The organism is Cupriavidus sp. C2SS-8b (assembly GCF_057073745.1).
Genome location: NZ_CP172716.1, coordinates 1,178,433 through 1,205,418, shown reverse-complemented (window position 1 = coordinate 1,205,418; position 26,986 = coordinate 1,178,433). Strand labels below are relative to the sequence as shown.

Here is a 26,986-nt window from a genome sequence, read left to right as displayed (position 1 = left end):
ATTTTACGCAAGTTTTACCGCTTCGGGCGTCCGGGCGGCCCCCGCCACATGGCGCGTCCGCCCCATGCTGGCAACGGTCACGGCGGTATGGTCTAATCCCCGCATGTCTGCCCCCCCCAAAACCAGCGCCCTGCGCACCCCGTTCAAGACCGTGGCCCTCGTGGGCCGGTACTCGACTGCCGGCATCGAAGGTCCGCTGGAGGAGCTCGCCTCGTACATTCTGCGCAATGGCCAGGATGTCGTGTTCGAGCGCGAGACCGCGCAGGCCACGGGGCTGACCGGCTATCCGGCACTGACTGCCGAGGAAATCGGCCGGGAGGCCGACGTCGCCGTGGTGCTGGGCGGCGACGGCACGCTGCTCGGGCTTGCCCGCCAGCTTGCCGGCCACAACGTGCCGCTGATTGGCGTCAACCACGGCCGGCTCGGCTTCATGACGGATATCCCGCTCGAAGACGTGCAGACGGTGCTGCCGGACATGCTCGAAGGCCGCTACGAGGCCGAGACCCGGCTGCTGCTGGAATCCAGCGTCGTGCGCGACGACAGCCGCATCTTCTCGGCGCTGGCCCTGAACGACGTGGTCGTCAACCGTTCGGGCATTTCCGGCATGGTCGAACTGGCCGTGTCGGTGGACGGCTACTTCATGTACAACCAGCGTTCGGACGGCCTGATCGTCTCGACCGCCACGGGTTCGACCGCCTATGCGCTGTCCGCGGGCGGCCCAATCCTCCATCCGACGCTGTCAGGCCTGGTGCTGGTGCCGATCGCCCCGCACTCGCTGTCCAACCGGCCCATCGTGCTGCCGCAAGATGCCGAGGTGACCATCGAGGTGGCGACCGCGCGCGACGCCAGTGTCAACTTCGACATGCAGTCGCTCACGTCGCTGCTGCCGGGCGACCGCATCGTCGTGCGGCGCTCGAAGAAGACCATCCAGCTGCTGCACCCGGTGGGCTACAACTACTACGCCACGCTGCGCAAGAAGCTGCACTGGCACGAGTACCCGACCGAGGATAACCGCCTTTGAGCGGGCCACCCCCTCGCACCGATCCAACCCTTTCACCGCCACGATGCTGCGCAGCCTGTCCATCCGCGATTTCGTCATCGTCGATACGCTCGACCTCGATTTCCAGTCCGGCTTCACGGTCTTCACCGGCGAAACCGGCGCCGGCAAATCGATCCTGATCGACGCGCTGGCGCTGGTGCTGGGCGAACGCGCCGACGCCGGCATCGTGCGAGAAGGCGCCACGCGCGCCAGCATCAGCGCCACCTTCTCGACGCACGCGGCCCTCGACGCCTGGCTCGACGAGCGTGAACTGGGCGGCGAGGACGACGGCGGCATGCGCACAGTGCTGCTGCGGCGCACGGTCGACGCCGGCGGCCGCAGCAAGGCCTTCATCAACGGCGCCGCCGCGACGCTGGCCCAGTTGCGCGAGGTCGGCGACCAGCTGGTCGATATCCATGGCCAGCATGCCCACCAGCTGCTGCTGCGCCCCGACGCCCAGCGCCTGCTGTTCGACGCCCATGCCGGGCTGACCCAGCAGGCCGGCGCCGTGGCCGAGTCCTGGCGCGCGTGGCGCGCCTGCGTGCGCCAGCGCGAGGCGGTCGAGCACCAGTCGCGCGAAATGCAACTCGAACGCGAGCGGCTCGAATGGCAGGTCGGCGAACTCGACAAGCTCGCGCCGCAGCCCGGTGAATGGGAAGAGATCCAGGCGGAGTACAACCGCCTGTCCCACGCGGCCGGCCTGATCGACGGCAGCCGCGCCGCGCTCGATGCCCTGTCCGAAGCCGATGGCTCGGTCCTGTCGGCGCTCAACGCCATCGTGCACCGGGTTCAGCAGCTTGCCGACGTCGATCCGGCCCTGCGCGACGTGCTCGCCGCGCTGGAGCCGGCCCAGGTGCAGGCCGAGGAAGCCGCGCATTCGCTCATGCGCTATGTCGACCGCCTCGAACTCGACCCCGAACGGCTCGAAGCCGTCAGCGACCGCATGCAGGCGCTGCACGCCACGGCGCGCAAGTACCGCCTGCCGCCTGAGCAGCTGGCCGATGAACTGCTGGCGCGCCGCCAGCAGCTCGACGACCTGCAGTCGGCGCAGGACATCAACAAGGTGCTCGCGCGCGAGGCGGCCGCCAAGGCGGCCTACCTGACGCTGGCCCAGCACCTGAGCCTGGCCCGCAAGGAAGCGGCCAAGGCCTTGTCCACCGCCGTTACCGATGCCATGCAAGGCCTGTCGATGGCGGGCGGCAGCTTCGTTGCCGCGCTCAATCCGCTGGAGGAAGGCCAGAGCTATGGCCTGGAGCAGGTCGAATTCCTGGTCGCCGGCCACGCCGGCGTCAGCGCCCGGCCGCTGGCCCGCGTCGCCTCCGGCGGCGAACTGGCCCGCATCAGCCTGGCGATCTCGGTCATCACCAGCGAAGCATCGCCCACGCCCACGCTGATCTTCGACGAAGTCGATACCGGCATTGGCGGCGCGGTGGCCGAAGTGGTCGGCCGGCGCCTGCAGGAACTCGGGCGCGCGCGCCAGGTCCTGTGCGTGACGCACCTGCCGCAGGTCGCAGCGCAGGCCGGGCATCACCTGCTGGTCAGCAAGGAAACCACGGGCGACGGGTCCGTGTCGGTCACGCGCTCGCGCATCCGCGCGCTCGACGCCGCCGGCCGCGTGGTGGAAACCGCCCGCATGCTCGGTGGCGCGACGGTGACCGCCACCACGCTCCAGCACGCCGAGGAAATGCTCGCGCAAGGTGCGCGCGCGAGCGGCGGCAAGGAAGGCCGGCGCTCGCGGCGCAGCGCCGGTTGAACCGGCGCTCGAAGGCCGCTGGCAACCGCCCTCGTCAACTATTCACGTATTCACAGGAGCAAACCATGACCCGCCCTCTGCCGTCCGCCGGTCGCCGGCGCGCCTTCGTGCCGGTGTTCGCCGCCGGGGCGGTCGCCATCGCGGCATTGTTGGCGCTGACCGGCTGTCAGGCGCAGCCCAAGGCATCGCAACCTCCGCGCGGCACCATTTCGGCGGATCGGGTGGTCGGCGACATCATGGTCCGCTTCACGGCGCCCGACGTGAATGTCTCCGAGGAAGCCGGCAAGCTGCTCGACAAAATCGAAGGGCCGATCCGCTATGTGGTCAAGCGCCCGCTGTCGGGCGGCGTGTGGCTGGTGACGGCCATCAGTGCCTCGCCGGATGCCACCATGGACCAGGCCCTGGCGACATTGCGTGCGGCACCGCGCATCGGCACGGCGGAGCCTGACCGTATGCTCAAGCCCAACCACACCATGCCCGTCAGCCGCGACATGCCGGCGAGCTGAGCGGCCGAAGCATCGTTGTCCGGGGCAAGCCTTCATCGAGCTTGCGGAATCCGAACGGATCGTATTCGCTACATAGCACTGTCCCGGGCGCTGGCCGCAATGCCGCCATGCACCCCGGGACGCACCGGGAGGCGTTCATGCCGCACCTGTCGCACCGCGTTTCCAGGCGCAGCCGCGCCGCTGTCCTCCGATGGCCCGCTGCCGCGCTCGTGGCGCTGTGCTGGGCGATACATGCCCCGGCCACCCTAGCGGCCGACGGCGTTCAGGCGGCGCCCGCCTATACCGGCAATGTCATCGTACGCTGGCGTGATGCCAGTCTCACGCCGAGTGCGTCGGGCGCAATGGGGGATGCCAAGCAAGGCACCCCTGCCGGAGAAGAGCGCCTGCAGCAGTTGCGCAGCCACTCGGGCGTCAACCTCGCCGTGCGGCGCAGCATGGCAGGCAATACTGACCTGCTGGGCGCGGCCGACGGCAGCCACCCCGATCCGGAGGCATTGGCTGCCACGTTGCGGCAGGATCCACGCGTCGCCGACGCCGTGCCCGACCGCTGGCTGCACCTGCACGACACGATTCCCAACGATCCCGAATTCGCCTCGGCCCAGCCGTACATGATGGGCACCGGCACCGCCATCGGCGGCGCCAACCTGCCGCGCGCGTGGGACCGCTCGCGCGGCAGCGCGGGCATCGTGGTCGCGGTGCTCGACACCGGCTACCTGCCCCATCCTGACCTGGCCGCCAAGCTGGTTGCCGGCTACGACTTCATCAGCAGCACTACCGTCTCCAATGACGGCGACGGCCGCGACAGCGATCCCACGGACGCCGGCGACAATGTGCCGAAGGACTTCCTCTGCCCGGGCAGCTCCACGCCGACGACCACGGCCACGTCCAACTCCTGGCATGGCACCCGCGTGGCAAGCGTGCTGGGCGCCCTGACCAACAATGGCGTGGGCATCGCCGGGGTCGACTGGAGCACGCGCATCCTGCCCGTGCGGGTTGCCGGGCGCTGCGGCGCCCTGCTCTCCGACACGGTCGACGGCATGCGCTGGGCTGCCGGCATTAGCGTGCCCAATGTGCCGGACAACGTGAACCCCGCACGCGTGATCAATATCAGCCTCGGCGGCGGTACCTGCACCAGCATCGAACAGCAAGCCATCAACGATGTGGTCGGGCGCGGCGTGTCGGTGGTCGTGGCGGCCGGCAACAGCGGCGGGGCGCTGGAAGCGCCAGCCGACTGCAGCGGCGTCATCGCTGTGACCGCGCACGCCAACGACGGCGAAAACGCCAGCTTCGCCAACGTGGGGCCGCAGGTCACGATCAGCGCGCCGGGCGGCGGCTGCGGCAACTCGAAGGTGCAGAACGGTGCCTGCACGACGCCCGTGTCGTTCATCCGCACGCTATCCAATGATGGCAAGACGTCGCTGGGCGCATACAACATCATCAACTCACAGGGCACCAGCTTCGCGGCGCCGATGGTATCGGGCGTGGTCTCGCTGATGCTGTCTGTCAACGGGACGCTGTCACCGGCACAGGTCACGGCCGCGTTAAAGAGTTCAGCACGGCCGCATCCGTCCGGCACTTTCTGCACGACCAACCCAGGCGTGTGCGGCGCGGGCCTGCTCGATGCCGCCGGCGCGCTGACCGCGGCGGCCAACACCACCGCGGCACCGCCGGCCCCATCGTCGGGCGGCGGTGGCGGCGGCGCGATGAAGCCCTGGCTGGCGGCCCTGCTCGGCGTGGCCGGATTGCTGGCGTTCTCGCTGCGGCGCCGCGGCTGAGCGCCGTCAGCCTCGATCCGGGGCTGGCGCGCGCCGGCCCCGCCACCAGTCCTGCAGCAGCCAGCATGCCAGGCCCGCCACGGCACCGGCCGCATGCGCGGCACGGACTACGCCAAAGCCCCAGGACGGATCGAACACCACCGGCGCCAGCCACGATTGTTCCAACCACACCTTGGCGATCACGCCAAGGCTCAGCAGCACCCCTATCGCCCGCGGCAAGCCGGGCACGCGCATCACGCTCAGTGCCGCCCACAAAGCCAGTCCGTGCAGTGCGCCGGACAATCCGCCATACCAGCCGATCGCCGGCACGCGCAGCTGCGCCACCTGCACCGCGATGCCGCAGAGCACCAGCACCAGCAGGGCTTCACGTGCACGCACCGCACGGCCGGCCACCAGCAGCAGGCCCGCGGCCGCGCAGGCATCGGCAAGCCAGTGGCGCCAGTCCAGGTGTACCCACATGGCCGTCACGAGCCGCCACCACTCGCCGCCCCGCACGGCGTCGCGCAGGTAGAGGCCGTGCGCGTGCAGCCATGGCACGAAGCTCATCAGGGCCGACAGCCCCCAGACCACGGCGATGGCGGCCAGCATGCCCGGCCATGCTGCGCCGGGCCGGGCCGGATCAGGCGGCACCGAACACGGCCTGCCAGAGCGCCGTGACGCGCGCGGTCAGCTCCGCCACCTGCGCGGCCGGCACGCGAGCCTGGTCCTGCCCGTCCAGCCGCAGCTGGTGCTGCAGCGCGCGGAACTGGCGGTAGGCGTCGCCGACCTGCACCGCCAGCGTGGCGTCGATCAAACCGAGTTCGCCGGCTTCGCGCAGCAGCGCGATATTGCCGGCGTTGCGCGTGAGCTGCGGGTGGGTCCCGCTATGCAGCAGCACCAGATATTGCACGGTGAATTCGATATCGACCATGCCGCCGCGGTCATGCTTGAGATCGAACAGCGGCGTCGGGTTCGGATGCCCTTCCGCCACCTTGCCGCGCATCTGCACGATCTCATCGCGCAGCGCGGCGGCGTCGCGCGGCTGGCGCAGGATCTCGTCGCGCAGCGCCTCGAAGCGCGCGCCGATCGACGCATCGCCCGCGCAGAAACGCGCGCGCGTGAGCGCCTGGTGCTCCCAGACCCACGCGGTGTTATCGCCTTCGCGCAGCTGGTAGCGGCGGAACGCATCGAAGCTGGTGACGAGCAGGCCGGCCGCGCCGTTCGGGCGCAGCCGCATGTCGACGTCGAACAGCGAGCCGGCCGCCGTATGGCTGGTCAGCCAGGTGATGAGCCGCCGCGCATAGGCCGCGTACACGTCGGGCGCGCGCTCGTGCTCGTCTTCATACAGGAAGATGATGTCCAGGTCCGACGCATAGCCCAGTTCCTTGCCGCCCAGGCGGCCATAGGCGATCACCGCGAAGCGCGGCGTCTCGCAATGGCGCGTGGCGAGCTGGCGCCAGACCGTTTCCAGCGTGGCCTCCAGCATGGCGTCGGCCAGGTCGGACAGCCGGTCCGCGATCTGCTCGACCGTCAGCAGCCCCTGCAGGTCCTGCAGCAGGATGCGGAAGGTTTCGACATGATGCTCGCGGCGCAGGACATCCATCTGCTGCTCGATCTGCCCGTCCGCGTCGAGCAGGCGCTCGGACAGGCGCCGGCGGAACGCGGGCCAGTCGGGGGCGCCGGCCAGCGCATCGCTGTCGAGCAATTCATCGAGCAGTTGCGGATGGCGCGTCAGGTAGGTGGCCGCCCAGCGCGACGCGTGCAGCGTATGCGCGACGCGGTCCATGGCCTGCGGGTATTCCGACAGCAGCGAGAGATACGAGGCGCGGCGGCTGATTGCCTCGAGGAAATCGATAAAGCGCGTGATGGTGCTGTCCGCGTCCTCCTGCCTGGCTGCAAGATCCAGCGCGCGGTTCACGAGCTGGTCGAAGCGCACGCGGCTCGATTCCGACAGCGCACGGTAGCGCAGCGACGTGGCGATGGCGCGCAGCCGGTCCAGCAGGGCCGGGCAATTGGTATAGCCAGCTTCCTGCAGGCGCTGGCACGGCGACACCTCGGTATCCGGGCCGCTCTGGTCCGGCGCCTCCTGCGTATTGCGCGCCTGCTGGTCTTCCAGCACGATGCCGGGCCACAGGGCCTCGCACGGCGAAGCGTCGGGATCGGAGAACGTGGCCTCGAACTGCTGCGCCACCGGCTCCTGCAGCGCGGCCAGCTTGCCCAGCAGTTCGGGCCAGTCGGCACAGCCCATCATCTGCGCCACGGCGAACTGCTCTTCGGGCGCGGTCGGCAGGTGGTGGGTCTGGGCGTCGTCGCGATACTGCAGGCGGTGTTCGAGCTGGCGCAGGAAGCGGTAAGCATCGGCCAGCTGTGCGGCCTGGGCTGCGGGCAGCAGCCCCCGGTCGACCGCAACCTTCAGCACTTCGAGCGTGGGCCGCACGCGCAGCGCCGGGTCCTGCCCGCCGCGGATCAGCTGGAACACCTGCGCCATGAATTCGATCTCGCGGATGCCGCCGCGGCCGAGCTTGATATTGAATGAGCGCTGGTTGACGCCATGCCCGGGCAGGCCGCCGCTGCGCTTGGCGGCTTCGCTGCGGATCTGCGCGTGCAGCGAGCGGATCGCGGCGATCACGCCATAGTCCAGGTAGCGCCGGAACACGAAGGGCGTGGTCAGGCGCGCCAGCAGGTCCGCGGTGCGCTGCGCGTGCGCCGTGTCGAGCGCCGACACCACCCTGCCCTTGATCCACGCGTAGCGTTCCCACTCGCGGCCCTGCACCACCAGGTACTCTTCCAGCATGCCCAGGCTGCATGCCAGCGGACCGGCATCGCCGTTTGGCCGCAAGCGCATGTCGACGCGGAACACGTAGCCGTCGCCGGTCACGTCGGCCAGCAGGTTGATCAGGCGCCGGCCCAGCCGGATGAAATACTCATGGTTGGACAGGCTGCGCGAGCCGCCACGGGTCTCGCCGTCCTCGTCATACAGGAAGATCAGGTCGATGTCCGAGGAAACATTGAGTTCGCGCCCGCCAAGCTTGCCCATGCCGACCACGACGAGTTCCTGCACTTCGCCGCTTTGCTCGCCGACCGGCCTGCCGAAGGTGGCGGCCAGGTCGTCGCCGAGCATCGCCAGGCCGTGCTGGATGCAAAGCTCGGCCAGATCGGTCATGGCCCCGGTGACCTCGGCCAGCGTCGCCTGGCCACGCAGGTCGCGCTCGATCGCCACGCACATGACCTCGGCGCGCAGGCGCCGCAGCGCGCGCTTGACGGACTCTTCCAGGTCGGCCGACGGCTCCTGCAACGCCTTCAGGCGCTCGCTCATCCAGGCCCGCGACAGCGGCTCGGTTGCGGACGCCGCAACGATGCCGGCCAGTTCCGGCCGGGCCAGCAGCACGCGGCGCACGTAATGCGAGCTCGCCGCCGAGTACAATACGTGGCCCTCGAAATCGACCGGTTCCGGCCCAGTGGCAGCGGTAGTGGCGAATGCGCCGCAAGCCATGTCGCACAGCGGCTGGCCGGGCGTGGCGCCTGCGTCATTCTGGCCGGGTTGGATTTCAGCGGCATTGCCTACGGCGGAACTCGTCGGATCAGAGGCAGTCATTCCAGTAGCTTGAAATGCGTGAACAAGTGCGGCAGCGCCCGCTGCACCCTTCGCGTGTCAGGTGTTTGCAACATACCAAGGCCGGGCGCCAGATTGGAGAGCGGCTAGTATTGTCGGATAATCTGCGCATGTCCAGCCGCGCCCCAAACCCTGCTGACGGCTCCACTCCCAACGCGGGCGCGGGTAGCCAGGAAGCCGTCGCCAGCCTGGCCGCTTCCATTGCCTCCCCGTCGATTGCTGCGCCGGTCTCGCCGGCGGCGCGCGCGCGCGCGTTTGCACGCGGCTGTGCCGCGTCGGTGCGCGCGGCCGTGCGCCATCCGGTGTGGCGCGGCCTGGGCCGCACCCTGCTGCGCCTGGTGCTGGTCCTGGCTGCGCTGGCACTGGTGGCGGGCCTGATGATCCGCTTCGTGCTCTGGCCGCAAGCCGCGGCGGCGCGGCAATGGCTGGAAGACCGCGGCTCGCTGGCGCTCTCGGCCAAGCTGACCATCGATTCGCTGGATACCTACTGGAATGGCTGGCACCCCGCCTTCCGTGCCCACGGCCTGAAGGTAGTCGATCCCCAGCAGCGCACGCTGCTCTCGGCCGGATCGCTGGATGGCCAGCTTGCATGGCGCTCGCTGTTCAGCATGAACCTGCAGTTCGAGACGCTCAGCGCAACGCAGACCGATGTACTGGTACGCCGCACGCCCGAGGGCAAGCTGCTGGTCGCCGGCATGGCGGTCGACACCACCGGCGGCAACACCGACGACAACCGCTTCCTGGACTGGCTGATGGCCCAGGGCAATCTGGACCTGCGCGACGGCAAGCTGCGCTGGCTCGACGAAAAGGGCCACCTGCCGCAACTGGACGTGGCCCAGATCCATTTCAACGCGCGGCGCAGCGGCCAGCGCCACGAGATCAGCCTGGAAGCGCAGTCCGAGGCGCTGGCGCCGCGGCCGCTGGTGCTGCGCGCCAGCCTGCGCCACGACTACCTGCACAGCGCCGGCAACTGGCGCCATTGGTCCGGGCAGGCAAGCTGGGACATCACGCAACTGCAGCTTCCGGTCGTGCAGCGCTACCTGACCGTGTTCGAGCGCGTGACGGGCGGCAGCTTCAGCACGGACGGCTCGCTGGAGTTCCATGGCGGCCGCATTGTGCGCAGCCAGGCACGGCTGCGCGGCAGCGGCATCGACCTGCAGCTTGCGGGCGCCAGCGAAGCGCTGCAGCTTGCCAATGCCCAGGCCTTCCTCCTGCATCGCAGCGAGCGTGACGGCAGCAACCTGCTGACCATCGACACCCTGCTCTGGCAACCGCGGCCCGCAGCCGGACCGCCTTCGGCCAACGACAACGCGTGGCGCGAAGGCATGCGCAAGGTCACGCTGGGCTGGGCCATGGACAACAAGGGGGAGCTGCGCATGTTCTCGCTGAAGGCCCCTACGTTGGACCTGAACACCGTGCGTGCGCTGGCCACGTCGATGCCGGTCGATACCGCGGTGCTGCGCCAGCTGCGCGCGTTGCAGCCGGCCGGCCATATCGACAACCTGAACGTGGCCTGGAACCGCGACCGCGCGGGCATGCTCGAACGGCGTCCGGGCAAAGCCCACTACGCCGTGCAGGGCACGCTGCGCAACGTCTCGGTCAACGGCCAGCCGGCGGTACCGGCGGTCGGCGCCAACGGCAAGCCCAACCTGGGCACGCCGGGCTTTGCCAACTTGTCGGGCACGTTCAGTTTCGATGACCGGCAAGGCGCGGTCCATTTCGAAGGCGCCAGCGCCGCGCTGGTGCTGCCCGGCATGTTCGACGAGCCCCGCCTGCCCTTCGACGAGATTGCCGGCGACGTGCACTGGACCCGCCGGGACGGCAAGATGACGGTGAACGTGGAGAACATCCGCTTCGCCAATGCCGACACGGCCGGCACCGTGAGCGGTTCCTGGCGCACGGGCGGCGACAGTGAAGCGGGCATCGCCGACCTGGGCGGCGAACTCAGCCGGGCGCAGGTGGCACGCGTGCCGCGCTATCTGCCGCTGGGCATCCCCGCCGGCACGCGCCATTACCTGGCCGGCGCGTTGGCCGGCGGCGAGGCGGCTGGCGTGCGCTTCGTGCTCAAGGGCGACCTGACGCATTTCCCGTTCCATGCTCCCCATGAGAAGGCCGGCGACTTCCGCGTGGAAGTACCAATCCGCCAGGTCAAGTACCAGATCGCGGCACACGAGGCCAACCCGGGTGGCGCGCCGCTGTGGCCGACCTTTGCCGAGATCGACGGACAGGTGCTGTTCGAGCGCGGCGGCATGTCGTTCCTGGCGCGGCGGGCCGCGGTCCAGGGCATCGCCGGCGTCACGCTGCAGGATGTCAACGGCCGCATCGACGACCTGAGCGACCGCGGGCGCCTGGAAATCGACGGCGGCGCCAGCGGCGCGGTGCAAGGCTTCCTGCAGTACATGGCGGCCTCGCCGGTGCGCGAGTGGACCGGGCACGTGGCGGACAATTCGCGCGCGCAGGGCAACGGCGAACTCAGGCTCAAGCTCGACATGCCGCTGACCAACGCCAATGCCACGCGCGTCGAGGGCACCTTCCGCTTCCCCGGCAACGATGTCGTGCTCAACGCGCAAACCCCGCAACTCGGCGGGGCCAGCGGCATCATCGCCTTCAATGAGCGCGGCTTCCAGCTCGTCAATATGCGAGCACGCTTCCTCGGCGGCGAAGTCCGCCTCGGCGGCGGCTCGCAGCCCGACGGCGGCGTGCGCGTCACCGCCAACGGCAACGCCACGGCGGCAGGCATGCGCGAAGCGGCCTCCGGCTCCGCCGTCGCGGCGCTGGCGGCCAGGCTCGAAGGCAACACGGGCTACAGCGCGGTGTTCGGCGTGCGCGAACGCCAGATGCAGGTGCAGGTCAGCTCCGACCTGAACGGCATGGCCATCAGCCTGCCCGCGCCGCTGGCCAAGCCCGCCGCACAGGAGATGCCGTTGCGTTTCGACCTGCGCCCTGCGCCCGGACGCACCGGGCTGGACGAGATGGTGGTCCAGCTGGGCGGTGCGCTCAACGCCCGCTACCTGCTGCGCCCCGAAAGCAACGGCGGCGACACCGAGGTGGTGGCCGGCGGCATCGGCCTGCAGCAGGCGGCGCCGCTGCCCGCCAGCGGCGTCACGGCAGCGGCCACGCTCGACCAGTTCGATTTCGATGGCTGGCGCGCCGCGCTCGCCAGCCTGGGCGGCATGCAGAGCGACGGCAGCCGCCGCGCCAGCCCGCCCGCGTTCCTGCCCGAGCGCATCAACGCGCGCATGCGCACGCTCAGGGCCGCGGGCCGCACCATCGACGACGTCACGATCGAGGCCATGCGCGAGGCCAGCGGCTGGGACGTGAACCTGGACTCGCGCCAGATCGCCGGCAAGATGCAGTGGCGCGCCGAGGGCCCGGGCTCCGGCGCCATGCGCCTGCGCCTGAGCCGCCTGAACGTGCCAGACGCGAGCGACGAACACAACGTTGTCGACGCCATCGCCAGCAGCATCGACACGCTGCCGTCCATCGATCTGGTGGCCGAGCAGTTCGTGCTGGGCGGGCATGATTTCGGCAAGCTGGAGGTCGTGGCCCGCAGCAGCAAGAGCGGCGATGAACCGGTCTGGACACTCGAACGGCTGCTGATCGACCAGCCGGGCGCCACGCTGACCGGCAGCGGCACGTGGCGCGTGCCGCGCCGGCTGCGCGACGGTGACCCTGCCAACGCGCCGCGCCGCACGGCACTGACGTTCTCGATCGATATCCGCGATGCCGGCGCCACGCTGGAGCGCCTGGGCCTGCCGCACACGCTGCGCGACGGCAAGGGCAAGCTCGAAGGACGCGTGGCCTGGCGCGGCTCGCCCATGTCGATCGACTACCCGACGCTGGCCGGGCGGCTTTCGCTCGACTTGGAGAACGGACAGATCCTGAGTGTCGATCCCGGCGCGGCGCGCCTGCTCGGCGTGCTCAGCCTGCAGGGCCTGCTGCGCTTTGCCACGCTCGATTTCCGCACGCTGTCCGGACGGGGGCTGCTGTTCGACCGGATTTCCGGGTCCGGCACGATCGAGAACGGCGTGGGATCGATCCGGGACTTCGAGCTGAAGAGCCCGCAGATCATTGCGAGCATGTCGGGCTCGGCTAACCTGCTGCGCGAGACACAGGACCTGGACGTCCTGGTGGTGCCGCGCATCAATGCCACCACCACGTCGGTGGCGGCGGCCTTTATCAACCCGGTGCTGGGCATCGGCACGCTCGCCGCGCAATTGCTGTTCGCCGACGAGTTCTCCAAGGCGTTCACGCAGCACTACCGCATCACCGGCAGCTGGGCCAACCCGGAGATCGGCAAAGTGGGGGACAATAAGGCGCAACACCCGACGTACCAGAACCGCACCGAGCCGGCCTTCTAGCCCTGAGGCCCGAGCCCCGGCGTTGTCAGAGCGTGCCGTCCAAGGAACCGATCCATGCAAGCCCCTGCCCCGTTTCGTGTTGCCGCCATCCAGACCGTGACCGGCACGTCGGTCGATGCCAACCTCGCCCGTGCGGAAACGCTGATCGCAGAAGCCGCGCGCGGCGGTGCCGAACTGGTGCTGCTGCCCGAGTACTTCTGCATGATGGGCCAGCGCGAAGCCGACAAGATCGCCATCCGCGAGCAGGACGGCGACGGCCCGGTGCAGCGGTTCCTGGCGGATGCCGCGCGACGCCACCGCATCTGGCTGGTAGGCGGCACCTTGCCGATGTGGTGCGGCGACGATGCGCGTGTCTACAACACCTCGCTTGCCTTCGACCCGCGCGGTGAACGCATCGCCCGCTACGACAAGATCCACCTGTTCGGCTTTACGCGCGGCACGGAAAGCTATGACGAATCGCGCACCATCCTGGCAGGCAGCACGCCGGTCAGCTTCGACGCGCCGTGCGGACGCGTGGCAATGTCGGTGTGCTACGACCTGCGCTTTCCCGAACTCTACCGGAGCCTTGCAGGCGACGGCGGCGCGAGCTTGATTCTGATGCCGGCCGCCTTCACCTACACCACGGGACAGGCGCACTGGGAAATCCTGCTACGCGCCCGCGCCATCGAGAACCAGTGCTATGTGCTCGCCGCCGCACAGGGCGGCAAGCACGAGAACGGCCGCCGCACCTGGGGCCACTCGATGCTGGTCGATCCGTGGGGCGAGTTGCTGGCCGTGCTGCCCGAGGGCGAAGGCGTCGTCACCGGCGTGATCGACCCCGCGCGGCTGGCCGAAGTCCGGCAGAACCTGCCCGCACTGCGACACCGGGTGCTGTAGCATTGGCGAAAGCCCCCGCCTCAACCTGAATACATGGCGCCGCCCCCATGCCGGCGCCCAGCAAGAAAGAAAAGGACTGTTCATGAACGCCGGCGATCTCGGAATCCGCAACCTTGCCACCGCGCAGCAACTGCTGCTGGCGCCGTATGGCCTGGACGAAGCCAGGCTGCAGCGCGTGCTGGCCGACATCTTCACGCACAAGGTCGACTACGCCGACCTGTATTTCCAGTACACCCGCAACGAGGCGTGGAGCCTCGAGGAAGGCATCGTCAAGTCGGGCAGTTTCAGCATCGACCAGGGCGTGGGCGTGCGCGCCGTCTCTGGCGACAAGACTGCCTTCGCCTACTCGGACGACATCAGCCTGCCGGCCCTGTCGCAGGCCGCGGCGGCCACGCGCACCATCGGCCGTTCCGGCAGCGGGCGCGTCAAGGTGGCCAGCGAACTGGCCTCGCAGACGGGCCGCAACCTGTACACGCCGAACGATCCGCTCGACTCGATGGCGGCCGCCGAGAAGGTGGCGCTGCTCGAACGCGTCGAGCGCATGGCGCGCGCCAAGGACCCGCGCGTGGTGCAGGTCATGGCCGGACTGGCCGGCGAGTACGACGTGGTGCTGGTAGCGCGCAGCGACGGCGTGCTCGCCGCGGACGTGCGTCCGCTGGTGCGCGTCTCGGTCACCGTCATCGCAGAACAGGACGGCCGGCGCGAGATCGGTTCGTCCGGCGGCGGCGGCCGCTACGCCTATGGCTATTTCACCGATGCCCTGCTGCAGCAGTACGTGGACGAGGCCGTGGCTTCGGCGCTGGTCAACCTGGAAGCGCGCCCTGCGCCGGCCGGCGCGATGACCGTTGTCCTCGGCCCGGGCTGGCCCGGCGTGCTGCTGCACGAAGCGGTCGGCCACGGCCTGGAGGGCGACTTCAACCGCAAGGGGTCGTCGGCCTTTGCCGGCCGCATGGGCGAACGCGTGGCGGCCAAGGGCGTGACCGTGGTCGATGACGGCACGCTGGCCAATCGCCGCGGCTCGCTCAACCTGGACGACGAAGGCAACCCGACCCAGTGCACCACGCTGATCGAGGACGGCATCCTGCGCGGCTATATCCAGGACACGCTCAACGCGCGCCTGATGAAGATGCCCGTGACCGGCAACGCCCGCCGTGAAAGCTATGCCGCGCTGCCGATGCCGCGCATGACCAACACCTACATGCTCAATGGCGACCGCGATCCGCAGGAAATTATCGCGAGCGTCAAGAAGGGCCTGTATGCCGTGAACTTCGGCGGTGGCCAGGTCGATATCACCAACGGCAAGTTCGTGTTCTCGGCGAGCGAGGCCTACATGATCGAGGACGGCAAGATCACCTATCCGGTCAAGGGCGCCACGCTGGTCGGCAATGGCCCGGAATCCCTCAAGGACGTCACCATGATCGGCAACGATATGCGACTGGACTCGGGCGTCGGCGTGTGCGGCAAGGAAGGCCAGAGCGTGCCCGTGGGCGTCGGCCAGCCGACGCTGCGCATCGAAAACATGACGGTGGGCGGCACCGCCTGAGCGTGGCGGCCGCGCCAAAGGGCATGACGAAGCCCGGCGCGGCACTTGCCAACCCATGCAAAAGGCGCTATAAAGATGCTTCGCGGTCGCGCAGGTGATCGCCGCACCCCGAAATTCTGACGGTGTCCGCGCAATTTCCTGCCCCTCTGTCACGCAGCGCAGCATAAATGCCGCGCTTCGAAACAAAATCGAATTCACGCTGACCCCAGCCCTGCCCTTCTCCGCCATGTCCGCTAAGTTTTACTTTTATTTTTTTAGCGAACCCACACCGCTGGCGGATAGGGAGGGACAGCTGTAAGCGCCCCGAACCGAAAAGAAAAAGCCGCCAGCAAGACTGGCGGCTTTTTTTATACCTGCGTTTTTCCCTGCTTCGCCCAGACAACATCCACGACCTCACAAGACCGGACTCATCATGCTGAAGAACACCGACGACCTGCGCATCCGTGAACTCAAGGAACTGCTGCCGCCCGCGCACCTGATCCGCGAGTTCGCCTGCTCCGAAAAGGCTTCGGACGTGATCTACGCCGCGCGCCAGTCCATGCATCGCATCCTGCACGGCATGGATGACCGCCTGATCGTCATCATCGGGCCCTGCTCGATCCACGACACCAAGGCCGCGCTCGAATACGCCAAGCTGCTCAAGACGCAGCGCGAGCGCTTCGCCAACGAGCTCGAAGTCGTGATGCGCGTCTACTTCGAGAAGCCGCGCACCACGGTCGGCTGGAAGGGCCTGATCAACGACCCGTACATGGACGGCAGCTTCAAGATCAACGACGGCCTGCGCACCGCGCGCGAGTTGTTGCTGAACATCAGCGAGATGGGCGTGCCCACCGGCACCGAATACCTGGACATGATCAGCCCGCAGTACATCGCCGACCTGGTCAGCTGGGGCGCGATCGGCGCGCGCACGACCGAATCGCAAGTGCACCGCGAACTCGCGTCGGGACTGTCGTGCCCCGTCGGGTTCAAGAACGGCACCGACGGCAACGTCAAAATCGCCGTCGATGCGATCAAGGCCGCGTCGCAGCCGCACCATTTCCTGTCGGTGACCAAAGGCGGCCACTCGGCGATCGTGTCGACCTCGGGCAACGAGGACTGCCACATCATCCTGCGCGGCGGCAAGGCGCCGAACTACGATGCGGCCAGCGTGCAGGAAGCCTGCGACGCGATCGCCAAGTCCGGCCTGGCGGCGCGCCTGATGATCGATGCTTCGCACGCGAACAGCAGCAAGAAGCATGAGAACCAGATCCCGGTATGCGAGGACATCGGCCGCCAGCTCGCCGCCGGCGACGACCGCATCGTCGGCGTGATGGTCGAATCGCACTTGGTCGGGGGCCGCCAGGACCACGTCCAGGGTACGCCGGTGGAAGGCCTGACCTATGGCCAGTCGGTGACCGATGCCTGCATCGGCTGGGACGACTCGGTCAAGGTGCTGGAAACGCTGGCCGAAGCCGTCAAGGCCCGCCGCCTGGCAAGCGGCAGCGGCAACTGATATCGCTCGCCTGATCGATGACCGGTGTATGTGCCGCCTGCGGCGCTACATCCGGCCGTCGTTCGATGCGCCACCGCAGATATCGACCATGTCGGTGGTGACCTCTGCATAAGCCAGCATCTTCCCTCCGTAGCCATCCATGAACGCGCGGGCGCCCGCAGCATCGCGGAAGCTCGCAATCGCCGGGCCCATCGGCCCGCGGCGCTTGCTGCCGAAGACGTACACGCCGGTGGTGGCGTCGAACCAGTGGCCGCGCGGACTTTCCCACTCCGCAAGCGCCATGTCCTGCACGAACACCGCGCGCAGCGGCCTAGCCTGTTCGGGCTTAAGCAGCGTGTGGAACATCTCCACCGTGTCGCAGAACCAGTGCGGCCGGGTATCGCCGGCATAGAAGATCTGGGCCTTGGGACCGGGATAGTCGGCCAGCAGCATGCCATCGAGGTCGCAGGTGCTGGCGGATTCGATTTCGGCCGGTTGCACGGGCCCTTCCTGTACCTTGCTGCACGCGGCCAGGACGGTCAATCCACCGGCGGCAAGCAAGAAGCGACGGCGCATGGTTTTCATCAGCGGAACCTCCGGGCGGCACGGACCAGCGGCACGGCAATCCACGCCAGCATGGCCCCGCTCATCAGCCATGGGTCGGCTAGAGATGGCGAGACAATGCCGGCAACGCCGCTGAGGCCGCGCAGCTGGTCCAGTGAAAAGACATTGAGAATGCGGAAGATGTCGGCCGGGTTCAGCAACAGCAGCCAAGCCAGCCAGTCTCCGCTGAACAGGCCAACGGCAAAGCCACCCGATGCGCCGGGCTGCCCGCTGCTCGCTACCAGCAGCCCAAGCAGCAGCAGGTCGAATACCAGCACGAAGAAGAACCACAGCGCGATGGCCATGCCCGATGCACGGGTACGGTCCCGGCTGAGCACGGACAGCAACAGCGCCAGACTCAGGAATGCGAGTCCGAGCAGGACGGCGCTTAGCACGAAGCCAAGATACGGGTAGAGCCCCTGCCATCCGAAGCGCTCGTACAGCAAGCCTGCCATCAGCGCAAATCCCGCGATGGTGGAGGAGGCCAGTGCCCCGGCCAGTCCGAGGTATTTGCCGAGCAGCAGCTCGCCCCGCGTCAGCGGCAAGGCGAGCAGCAGGTCAAGCGAGCCCCGTTCGCGTTCGCCGACGATAGCGTCGAAGCCGAGCAGGAGCGCGATCAGCGGCACGAGGTAAATCACCAGGCTGACCTGGCTGGTGACCACGAATTCGATTGAGCGCGGCCCCAGCGTGCCCTGCTCCGCGCCACCGAAATAGCTGATCGCCACCGAGAACACCGTAAACACCAGCGCTACCGCGAGCACCCAGCGATTGCGCACGCGATCGCGGAATTCCTTGCCCGCCAGCGTCGCCACCTGTCGAATTTCAAAGCTGATCATGCCTGTCTCCCCAGCCCGAGGAAGAGATCTTCCAGCGACGGCTCATGGATGTGCAGGTCGAGCCAGCGGCCCAGCGGTTGCAGCGCCGCCAGCACGGCCATCTTGGCCTGGGGCACGCAGCGCACCGTCAGGTCCTGTTCGGTCGCGCCCTCCTGGATCTCCAGCGCCAGCCCCGGCTCTGCCTGCAAGCGGCGGATGGCAGCAAGCCTCACGCCCGACTCCAGCCGCAATGCCAGGGTGACGGGCAGTCCAAGTTGCGCGCGCAGCGCCGCGACGCTTCCGACCGCCTGCATGCGCCCAGCCGCCATCACCGCGAAGCGGTCCGCGCGCTGCTGCAGCTCGGCCAGGATGTGCGACGTCAGCACGATCGTCACGCCTTGCGCGCGCAGCCCCAGCAGGATTTCGTAGAAGTCGCGGATCGCGGCCGGATCCAGCCCATTGGTCGGCTCGTCGAGAAACAGCACGCGCGGCTGGCCCAGTAGCGCCTGTGCGAAGCCGAGCCGTTGCCGCATCCCCTTGGAATACTCGCGCACGGGGCGCTTCGCCGCGTCCGCCAGGCCGACGCGCGCCAGCATCGCTTCGCATGCGTCTGGCGATACGCCCTTGAGCCGGGCAAAGAAGTGCAACGTCTCGCGCCCGCTGAGGTTGTCGTACAGCACCAGGTTTTCGGGCAGGTAGCCAATCCTGCGCCGCGCCGCCCGGAATTCGCGCCCGGCCACCGACGCCCCGGCTACCACCAACTCGCCTTCGCTGGGCGGCACCAGCCCGAGCATCATCTTGAACAAGGTGCTCTTGCCCGCGCCGTTGTGGCCGATCAGCCCGACCAGTTCGCCCTGGCCGACGACGAAATCGACGTTGTCCACCACCCGGTGCGCACCGTAGCATTTGCTGACCCCGCGCAGCGCAATGGCGGGCGCGGCCCGGTCACTCTCCTTGATACGGCTTGTCACGCCATTCACTCCAGTTATTACGGGCTGGCCGCATGCGCGGATAGGCATCGACGACGCTGGGCACGCGCAGGACCGGGAACTGCTTGCCGGCAAGGCGCAACGCCTGCAGCGCGGGGCTGCCAAGCAGCAGCCGCATGGCGGGATAACGCCAGCCCAGGCGATCGACCAGATCGTTGGCCTCGTAGGGCATGTCGCCGATACCGTCGCCGTCCCGGTCCCAGCCCAGGTAATTGCTCCAGTAGTTGCCCTGTCCCTTCTCCGCGGGCGAGCGCCCGCCCCAGGCTTCGTCCCGCGCACCCACGTAGCGGACTTGCTCGCGATTGCCGATCAGGTCGTTGCCCTGCACGACGTTGCGCGTGGACCCCGCCGACAGGTGCACGCCGATAGCGTTGTTGACGATCAGGTTGCCGCGCAGCTGCGCATACTCCACGTCGTAGATGAAGAAGCCGCGCTGGTTGCCGGCCACGACATTCCCTTCGATGACCGAGTCCTGCAAGGTGCGCAGCATGATGCCGTGGTCCGCATTGCCCCACGTGCGGTTGTTGCGCACGACCTGGTCGCGCACCTCCATCAGCGCGAGGCCGCCGCGGTTGTAGTAGCTGTCGTTGTCCTCCCACAGGTTGTAGTAGGAGTTCATATAGTGCGTGCCATAGCGGCTGTGGTGCAGCCGGTTGCCGCGGAACACCGCGTGATGCGAGACATCGACATACAACGCGTCGCGCACGAAGCTGATGTTGTTGCCGAGGATCCTGGCGCCGCGCGTGTTGTAGAGCTGCACGCCATTGCCGCGCTGCGCCGAGTTGTAGTCGCGCTTGCCGGTGATGGTGTTGCCCTCGATGCGCACGTCGTCCGCCTTCTCGATCCACAGCCCGAACAGGTTGTAGGTGAGATCGCAATGCCGCACCACCGTACGGTGCGCGCCGGGGCGGATGTAGATGCCGGCGTTCTGGTCCTTCAGGCTGTCGCCCGAGTCGCGCACGATCAGGCCTTCCACGACGACATCCGGCGCGGTGATCCGCAGCGTGTCGCCGCGCAAGGCGCCGCTCAGCGTCGGCCGTCCGACGCCGCGCAGCGTGAGTGCCTTGTCCACGATGAAGTTGCCCTCGTGGAATCCCTTCGCGATCTCGATCACGTCGCCGGGGCGCGCGGCATCGATAGCCGCCTGCAGGTTTTGGTCGGGCAGCACGTGCCAGGTCGTCGCCGCTTGCGCGCCGCACATCAAAAGGCCGATCCCCAGCAGGGCAAGGAATCGCTTCATCCCGACAGCATCCCCGCGCCTTTCAGCACCAGGAACAGCACGGCGCCGATCAGCAGGTTCTTGAAGCCGACGTAGCACAGCATGTCCATGATCGACGCCTTGCGGTAGCCTGCCCGCCACCACGGCCCTTCCTTGACGTAGGCGCGCCCTTTCAGGCGGATCAATGCTTCGTAGACACTCCAGCCGAACCACCAGCCGATCACCGCGCCCGACGAAAGCCGCCCTGCCGCAGCCAGCATCCAGGCTACCGACGCCGCCAGCGCGATGGCCAGTCCCGCGACTTGCAATGCGCGCGCCGAGCGCCAGCCCTCTGCGCTCCACGGCCAGAGATGATCGCGCAGCTCCTCCGCGAGCCAGCGCCAGCCGCGCTTGCGCGAGTACGGTGGCGTGACCGGATCGGTGGCCATGCGCGGGTCCGCACGCAGCGGCTTGCCGGCGGTCGCCGCGATCGGCACGGGTTCGATCGGAATGAAGTAGCCGTCGCGGCCAATCGGCGTGATCAGCAGGCCGTCGCGCGTGCGGCGCTTGCGCTCCTTCGCCAGCGGCGGGCAGCCCGAGGCGTCGGTATAGAGCACCATGCAGTCGAGGCAATGCAGGCACTCGCGATGATCGATGCGGCCGTCCGCGTCAATCGCCATCGACCCGCAGCCATTCGCGCACGCCTTGCACTGGTTGCAATCGATCTTGCGGCGCAGGCCGAACCAGCGGAATGTGCTCGGCATCGCCAGGGCCGCGCCCAGCGGGCAGATGTACTTGCAGTACGGACGCTCGACGAACAGCGACAGGCCCAGCAGAGCGCTGACAAAGAGCCCGTACGGCCACGCGCGATGGCTGATGCCGACCAGGAACGTGGTCTTGAACGGCTCGACTTCCGCCAGCACTTCCGCCAGCCCCATCGAGAACATCGACACGGCCAGCAGCCCGAAGAAGATGCCGTACTTGAGCCACTTCAGCCGGTCGTGCCAGGCGCGCGGCAACTGGCGCTGCCAGCGCTTCAGCCCGACCAGGCGGCCAAGCTTGAAGATCGCCTCCGACAAGGAGCCGAACGGGCACAGCCAGCCGCAGAACAGGCCCCGACCGAACAGGAACACGGTCAGGATGATAAAGACCCAGAAGCAGAAGATGAAGGGATCGCTAAGGAACAGTGCCCAGTTCCACTGGAACAGCAGCGCGTGGAACCATGTCAGCACCTGCGTGACCGACGGCTGCGCCATCGCACCGAAGCCGACGAAGACAATGCTGATGGCCCATGCCGCGTACTTGAACGCGTTGACCGGCCATTTGTTCTTGTGGGTCGCGCGGCGAGTCAGCCGGTCGCGCAGCGCGTAGACGACCGTGACTGCACAGAGCAACGCGATGAACAGCACGATCTGCGGCAGGCGCGCCCGCCATACCTTATGCCAGGCGGCTTCCGACGCCTCCACTTTGGGGCGGCCGCCCTGCAGCAACGCGTCAGGCAGCCAGTAAGGCGCATCGAAGCTGGCGAAGCTGCGCACGCCGGTCGCACGGTCGACGCGGTTGCCCAGGAACGAAAGCTTCCACGGATATGCAGCCGAGAACGCCGGCTTGCGAATCACGAAGATGGCCGACTCGGTGTACGTCGGCGCGCCCTGCGCGGCAATGCCGTAGAGGTTCAGATAGTCCAGGTCCCTGAACGTAAAGGCATCCGCGCCCTGCCGGACCTGCACGCGGTCGTAGATGCCGCCGCGCACGAAGCCCGAGCCCTTGAACGACTCGGTGCCTGCCGTGCGAATGATGAAGATCGCCTGCTCTCCCGCGCCCAACTGGCTGCGCAGGCCTTGCCATGCCGCATCGCCGAGAATGCTGCGCCCGAGGTCCGGATGGTTCAGGTCGCCAAACCAGAGTTCGATGAACGGGCCCGAAGCCGCCGGCAGCCCGACCTGTGCTGGCCGGACCAGCAGGCGCTGCACCGCGCCCGATTCGGCCATCTCGGCCCAGGTGTACCGTTTGCCGATGGCCACAAAGCTTGCGGGCTCGCGGTGGGAAGGCGCGAGAATGCCGACCTGCCGCGCAACGGTTGCCGCCGATGTCGTCAGCACCTGGTTCTGCGCAATCACCGTCACCGTGGCGCCGGAAATCGCATCGACGCCGACCACGCCCTCATCGGGGCGCGACTGGCCGACTTCGATCTTGTCCGCAACGGATTTGCCCAGGTACTGCTTGTTGAAATCCAGCAGCGCCGATTCCGGAATGCCGAGCAAGAGGATCGGCTCCGAGTGCTTCAACACCTTGATGCCGACATAGCGCCCTTTCGTGTCCATGCCGATCAGCGTGACCACGGGCTTGCCGGAATAGGCGGGCGTATCGGTGATGTCGGTGGACAGCATCACATAGCCCAGCAGCGTCTTGGCACCGTCTGGCGCGCTGCCGTAGGCTTCCACATAGGGCGGCTGGCCCTTGCGGTGGGAAAAGCTGGTCGCGCCGGGCAGCACTTCGGCGCATGGCAGCAGCGCGCACAGGTCCGGCGCTTCCGCCAGGCCCGGCGGCAGTGCCGCTTCATAGGCTGCGGCACGTGCGGCCGGAGCGCATGACAGCAGCAGCAGCCATGCGGTGATCAGCAAGACGAGCCATTGGCCCGGCGTGCGCATTGTCTTGTTCGCGAACATGGGGATGCCGTTCGGGGGATGGGGGCGGCAGTGTTCTGCCCGGGGCCGCGCGCCACGCAGGCGCGGCCCCGGATGTCGAACGCTTTCCGGCTCAGGCTTCAACGATCATGCGAGTGCGCATTTCCAGGTGCAGCGCATGGCAGAAGTGGGTGCAGTAACACCAGAACACCCCGGGCTTGTCGGCGATGAAGGTCACCGACGCCGTCTGCAACGGATTGACGATGAAATTGACGTTGTACTTCGGTATCGCGAAGCCGTGCGTCAGGTCTTCGATCTTGTCGAGGTTGGTCAGGATCAGCGTGACCTCGTCGCCCTTCTTCAGCTTGAACTCGCGCAGGCTGAATGCGGGCGCCTGCGACGTGATCTTGACCGTCACCTTGCGGCCATTGCGGAACACGCCCGAGTCCTTCGGGTCCTTGACCGCGTTGGGGAAATCATCGAGCGCATAGACCTGCTTCGGGTGCAGCAGCTCACGCTTGAAGATGATGAAGTCATGCGGCTCGCTATGCACCGGATGGTCGGCGAGCAACACCATCTTGTCGCCCGAGATATCGATGAACTGTTCGTTCTCAGGATGCAGAGGCCCGACCGGCAGGAAGCGGTCCTTGGAGAACTTGCAGCCCACGCCGAGAAACTTGCCGTCCGCCGCGATGGTTTCCGATTGCGAAGCGTTCAGGTGTCCCGGCTGGTATTGCACGTCAAGCCGGTCGATGACGTACTTGGCATTCTTGTCGCCCTTGTGGAAGCGGATGGCCGCGTCGATGTTCCACTTCACGATCTGGCTGTCGAGGAACAGCGTGGTGTAGGCATTGCCGCGGCCATCGAAGGCGGTATGCAGCGGCCCGAGGCCAAGTTCGACCTCGGCGACGATGGCATCGTCGAGCTTTTCGAGTTTGCCGTCGAACCAGTCCAGTACGCGCGCGAGTTCGATCACGGTACCGGTCGGCGATAGCTTGCCCGCGCAGATGAAGTACTTCTGGTCCGGACTGGCATTGACGCCGTGCGGGTTCTTGGGCACGGACACATAGGCGGTCAGCGCGGTCTTCGGATCCTGGTTGGCCGCGTGCGTGCCATCGACGACCGGGACTTTCGAGTCGCCGATGTGCTTGAACTTGCCGTCCTTGATCGCGGCCTCGATGCGCGCCACGTTGAAGAACAGGCAGGCATCGCGCTCCGCGGACATCATGTCCTCGTAGTGGACGCCCATTTCGGTGTTGTACTGGTTGGTCGCGGCCAGCTTGCCGTCGTAGGACGACGCCACCAGATCGCAGTTGCCGTCGATCAGGACCTGCCAGCGCACCTCCATCGATTCCGCGTCGACGCATGTGAACAGCGAGCGGTACTTGCTTGCGTCTTCGGTCGGGACATTGGGCAGCGGAATGGAAAATTCGCCGCCGCAGAACACGCGCGTGGTGTAGTTGATCTTCTCGTCGACGGGATCGCGCTTGTCCGGGAAGATGCCGTGGAAGCCCTGCACATTGGGCAGTTCCGTGATCTTGTCGCAGACCATGTAGTCCAGGCGGATACGTGCGAGGCGCGCGTTGATCTTATCGTTGATCCACGCATAGCGGCCGTCGTAATTGCCGTCCTTGTACGAAGCATGCACGTGGTGCGTATCGCCGACGGTGTACTTCAGCGCGCCGTCAGGCCGCGTTCCCATGACCGCACGCGATTCGTTGGTGATGCCCCAACCGACCAGCGCGTCGGGCACAAAGCACGGAATGCGATGGATCTCGCGGCCCGAAGGCAGTCCGAGCACGCGCATGTCGCCGGCGTGGCCGCCGCTCCAGAGGCCGTAGTACGTATCGAGTTCACCCGGCTTCAGATGAATGCTCGCTGCCTCATGCGGTGCGGCGGCGGCGCTGCCGCTGGCCGCCGCCGGTGCCGCCCCGTTCCCGTTACCGCCCTTGTCCGTGCATGCCGCAACACCGGCCAGGCCGGCCAGCGCCGCGGTGCCGATGAAGCGCCGCCGCCCGGGCGCCGTCGGCGTATCCGGTTGCGACACGTGCTCCTGCAATTGCCTGCTCATTTTCGATTCCTCGATCCGTCATTGCAAACGGCGGATGAATTTCCGCCGACTCTTCTTCTGTTGTATCCGGATCGGAATCTTCAATTCACTTGCGCCTTGTGGAATTGACCATCGTCATGGAATTGCCAGATGTGCATCTGAAATGCATCTTTAAAAATGCAGAGCGGACAGAATAGGCGGCGCGAGAAATTGTTCGCCTTTCTATCGAGCCGAAGGAACTGCCATGTTTAAAAAACCCCTCCTGATATTGTTGTCTTCAGTCGCCGCCATTGCCATGACTGGCTGTGGCAAGCAAGACAATGCGGCACCCGCTGCGCAATCAGCCCAGCCGGCGGCCGTCGCCGCAGCCGCTGCGCCGGCAGCGGGAACGCCATCGAATGGCGGTGAAGAGAACGCATTTGGCAAAAGCACGTTCGGCCAGGTCTGCGCCATGTGCCATGCGGCCGGCGTGGCCGGCGCACCCAAGCCTGGCGACAAGGCCGACTGGGCACCACGCATCGCACAGGGCAATGACGTGCTCTACAAGCACGCGCTCGAAGGCTTCACCGGCAGCAAGGGCATGATGCCCGCGCGCGGCGGCAATCCTTCCCTGCCGGATGACAAGGTCAAGGCCGCGGTCGACTACATGGTCGCCCGTTCGCGCTGAAGCCGATCATGCAGAAGCCCCGAATCATCGATGCCGGGCGTCGGCGCACCCTGCGCGGTCTGGGCGGGCTGTCCCTGCTGGCCACCGGCATGTTCGTGCGGCCGGCACTGGCCGACCCCGCGGTGCATCGCGTATCGCGGCCGCTCATGGGCACGCGTGTCGATATCGTGGTCCAGTGCGCGAGCGCATCGATGGCCCGCGCCGGCATGACGGCCGCCCTGGCCGAGATGGCTCGCCTGGAGCAGCAGATGAGCCGCTATCGTGCGGGCAGCGAAGTGGCCCAACTGCAGCGCTGCGCGGGACGCCGCGCAGCACGCGTGTCCCCGGAATTGTTTGCGTTGCTGCGCACTGCCGCAGACCTTTCCGCACGCAGCGGCGGCGCTTTCGATGTAACGATCGGCGCCTACGCGGGCTGGCACTTCGAATCGCCTGACGTTCATGTTCCTGATGCCGGCGAGCTTGCGCGCGAACGCCCGCTGGTGGACTACCGCCAGGTCATCCTCGACGAAACGCGCGGCGAAGTGTTGCTGCGCCGGGCCGGCATGCGCCTGGACCTGGGCGGTATCGCCAAGCTGCCAATCCTGGATGCAGGCATGCAGACGCTGCGGCGCCACGGGGTCCATGACGCCATGATCAACGGCGGCGGCGATGTCATCGTGAGTGGCCTGTTGCAGGGACGGGACTGGCGCGTGGGCGTGCGCGATCCTCATGCACCGGAACGGCTGCTGGGCGTGCTATCGCTCAGCAATGGGGTGGTCGCCTCATCGGGCGACTATGAACGTTGCTTCTTCCGCAATGGCCAGCGCTACCACCACGTCCTGAACCCGCGTACCGGCATGCCGGCCGACGGGCCGCATGGCGTCACGCTGGTCGCCTCTTCGGTCGAGGCCGTCAACGGACTGGGCGCCGCGATCATGGTGGCCGGCGAGGCTGCCGGAAGGCGATGGCTGGAGCCGATGCGCGGCGTCGACGCGCTGATTGTTGGCGCCGGGCGACCCTGGATGTCGGGCGGCATGTCCCGTCGTCTTCGCATGGCATAGGGAGCGCTGCCTCCAGACGCAAAAAAGCCGCCCCCCTCACGGGAAGCGGCTTTTGGCGACTACAAGGCGACTAATCGCGGG

The 26,986-nt window shown here is 67.5% G+C and carries 18 protein-coding genes; 10 read left to right on the top strand and 8 right to left on the bottom strand.

The window, feature by feature from the left end; translation table 11 throughout:
• The first annotated feature begins 103 nt into the window (after positions 1–103).
• The 4 genes from ACIGJB_RS05535 (at position 104) to mprA (ending at position 5,073) form a co-directional block, all read left to right on the top strand.
• Positions 104–1,021: an NAD kinase gene (locus tag ACIGJB_RS05535; RefSeq protein ID WP_483731751.1), complete on the top strand. Its 918-nt coding sequence runs from the start codon at positions 104–106 to the stop codon at positions 1,019–1,021.
• A gap of 43 nt (positions 1,022–1,064) precedes the next feature.
• The gene (gene recN / locus ACIGJB_RS05530; protein ID WP_483731750.1) at positions 1,065–2,792 is read left to right on the top strand and encodes a DNA repair protein RecN; all 1,728 of its coding nucleotides are present in this window, start codon (positions 1,065–1,067) and stop codon (positions 2,790–2,792) included.
• A 65-nt stretch (positions 2,793–2,857) separates the two neighbouring features.
• Complete coding sequence (locus ACIGJB_RS05525; protein ID WP_483731749.1) at positions 2,858–3,298, top strand: hypothetical protein; 441 nt, start codon at positions 2,858–2,860, stop codon at positions 3,296–3,298.
• 137 nt (positions 3,299–3,435) lie between these two features.
• Complete coding sequence (mprA, locus tag ACIGJB_RS05520; protein WP_483731748.1) at positions 3,436–5,073, top strand: MprA protease, GlyGly-CTERM protein-sorting domain-containing form; 1,638 nt, start codon at positions 3,436–3,438, stop codon at positions 5,071–5,073.
• Positions 5,074–5,079: 6 nt separating this feature from the next.
• Here mprA and rrtA read toward each other — a convergent pair whose 3' ends face one another.
• Together rrtA and glnE are read right to left on the bottom strand one after the other, a co-directional pair.
• Complete coding sequence (rrtA, locus tag ACIGJB_RS05515) at positions 5,080–5,661, bottom strand: rhombosortase (protein WP_483731747.1); 582 nt, start codon at positions 5,659–5,661, stop codon at positions 5,080–5,082.
• A 31-nt stretch (positions 5,662–5,692) separates the two neighbouring features.
• Positions 5,693–8,545 carry a bifunctional [glutamate--ammonia ligase]-adenylyl-L-tyrosine phosphorylase/[glutamate--ammonia-ligase] adenylyltransferase gene (glnE, locus tag ACIGJB_RS05510; protein WP_483732260.1) on the bottom strand — a complete coding sequence of 951 codons (2,853 nt, stop codon included), beginning with the start codon at positions 8,543–8,545 and terminating at the stop codon, positions 5,693–5,695.
• 230 nt (positions 8,546–8,775) lie between these two features.
• Here glnE and ACIGJB_RS05505 point away from each other — a divergent pair, with 230 nt between their 5' ends.
• The 4 genes from ACIGJB_RS05505 (at position 8,776) to aroG (ending at position 16,937) form a co-directional block, all read left to right on the top strand.
• Positions 8,776–13,026, top strand: coding sequence for a YhdP family protein (locus ACIGJB_RS05505; protein ID WP_483731746.1), 4,251 nt, complete (start codon positions 8,776–8,778; stop codon positions 13,024–13,026).
• A gap of 54 nt (positions 13,027–13,080) precedes the next feature.
• Positions 13,081–13,902, top strand: a complete 822-nt coding sequence (locus ACIGJB_RS05500; RefSeq protein WP_483731745.1) for a carbon-nitrogen hydrolase family protein — start codon at positions 13,081–13,083, stop codon at positions 13,900–13,902.
• An 82-nt stretch (positions 13,903–13,984) separates the two neighbouring features.
• Entirely contained in the window at positions 13,985–15,445 is a 1,461-nt protein-coding gene (tldD, locus tag ACIGJB_RS05495) for a metalloprotease TldD (protein WP_483731744.1), read from the top strand.
• A gap of 412 nt (positions 15,446–15,857) precedes the next feature.
• The gene (gene aroG / locus ACIGJB_RS05490; protein WP_483731743.1) at positions 15,858–16,937 is read left to right on the top strand and encodes a 3-deoxy-7-phosphoheptulonate synthase AroG; all 1,080 of its coding nucleotides are present in this window, start codon (positions 15,858–15,860) and stop codon (positions 16,935–16,937) included.
• Between the two features lie 45 nt (positions 16,938–16,982).
• On the opposite strand, the gene ACIGJB_RS05485 is transcribed toward aroG, so the two are convergent.
• The 6 genes from ACIGJB_RS05485 to nosZ all read right to left on the bottom strand — a co-directional run bounded on the left by ACIGJB_RS05485 (position 16,983) and on the right by nosZ (position 25,219).
• Entirely contained in the window at positions 16,983–17,501 is a 519-nt protein-coding gene (locus ACIGJB_RS05485; protein WP_483731742.1) for a nitrous oxide reductase accessory protein NosL, read from the bottom strand.
• Complete coding sequence (locus tag ACIGJB_RS05480; protein WP_483731741.1) at positions 17,501–18,355, bottom strand: ABC transporter permease; 855 nt, start codon at positions 18,353–18,355, stop codon at positions 17,501–17,503. Before ACIGJB_RS05480 ends, ACIGJB_RS05485 begins: the two co-directional genes overlap by 1 nt.
• Positions 18,352–19,305: an ABC transporter ATP-binding protein gene (locus ACIGJB_RS05475; RefSeq protein ID WP_483731740.1), complete on the bottom strand. Its 954-nt coding sequence runs from the start codon at positions 19,303–19,305 to the stop codon at positions 18,352–18,354. The genes ACIGJB_RS05480 and ACIGJB_RS05475 overlap by 4 nt, the downstream gene beginning before the upstream one ends.
• Complete coding sequence (locus ACIGJB_RS05470) at positions 19,280–20,563, bottom strand: nitrous oxide reductase family maturation protein NosD (protein ID WP_483731739.1); 1,284 nt, start codon at positions 20,561–20,563, stop codon at positions 19,280–19,282. Before ACIGJB_RS05470 ends, ACIGJB_RS05475 begins: the two co-directional genes overlap by 26 nt.
• On the bottom strand, positions 20,560–23,190 hold the full coding sequence (locus ACIGJB_RS05465; protein WP_483731738.1) for a 4Fe-4S binding protein: 2,631 nt from the start codon (positions 23,188–23,190) through the stop codon (positions 20,560–20,562). The genes ACIGJB_RS05470 and ACIGJB_RS05465 overlap by 4 nt, the downstream gene beginning before the upstream one ends.
• Positions 23,191–23,281: 91 nt before the next feature.
• Positions 23,282–25,219 carry a TAT-dependent nitrous-oxide reductase gene (gene nosZ, locus ACIGJB_RS05460; protein WP_483731737.1) on the bottom strand — a complete coding sequence of 646 codons (1,938 nt, stop codon included), beginning with the start codon at positions 25,217–25,219 and terminating at the stop codon, positions 23,282–23,284.
• 223 nt (positions 25,220–25,442) lie between these two features.
• Between nosZ and ACIGJB_RS05455 the strand changes: the two genes are divergently transcribed.
• Together ACIGJB_RS05455 and ACIGJB_RS05450 are read left to right on the top strand one after the other, a co-directional pair.
• Positions 25,443–25,865 (top strand): c-type cytochrome, encoded by a 423-nt coding sequence (locus tag ACIGJB_RS05455; RefSeq protein WP_483731736.1) that lies wholly within the window; start codon positions 25,443–25,445, stop codon positions 25,863–25,865.
• Positions 25,866–25,873: 8 nt separating this feature from the next.
• A complete protein-coding gene (locus ACIGJB_RS05450; RefSeq protein ID WP_483731735.1) occupies positions 25,874–26,905 on the top strand; it encodes an FAD:protein FMN transferase in 1,032 nt (343 codons plus the stop codon).
• The last annotated feature ends 81 nt before the right edge of the window (positions 26,906–26,986 follow it).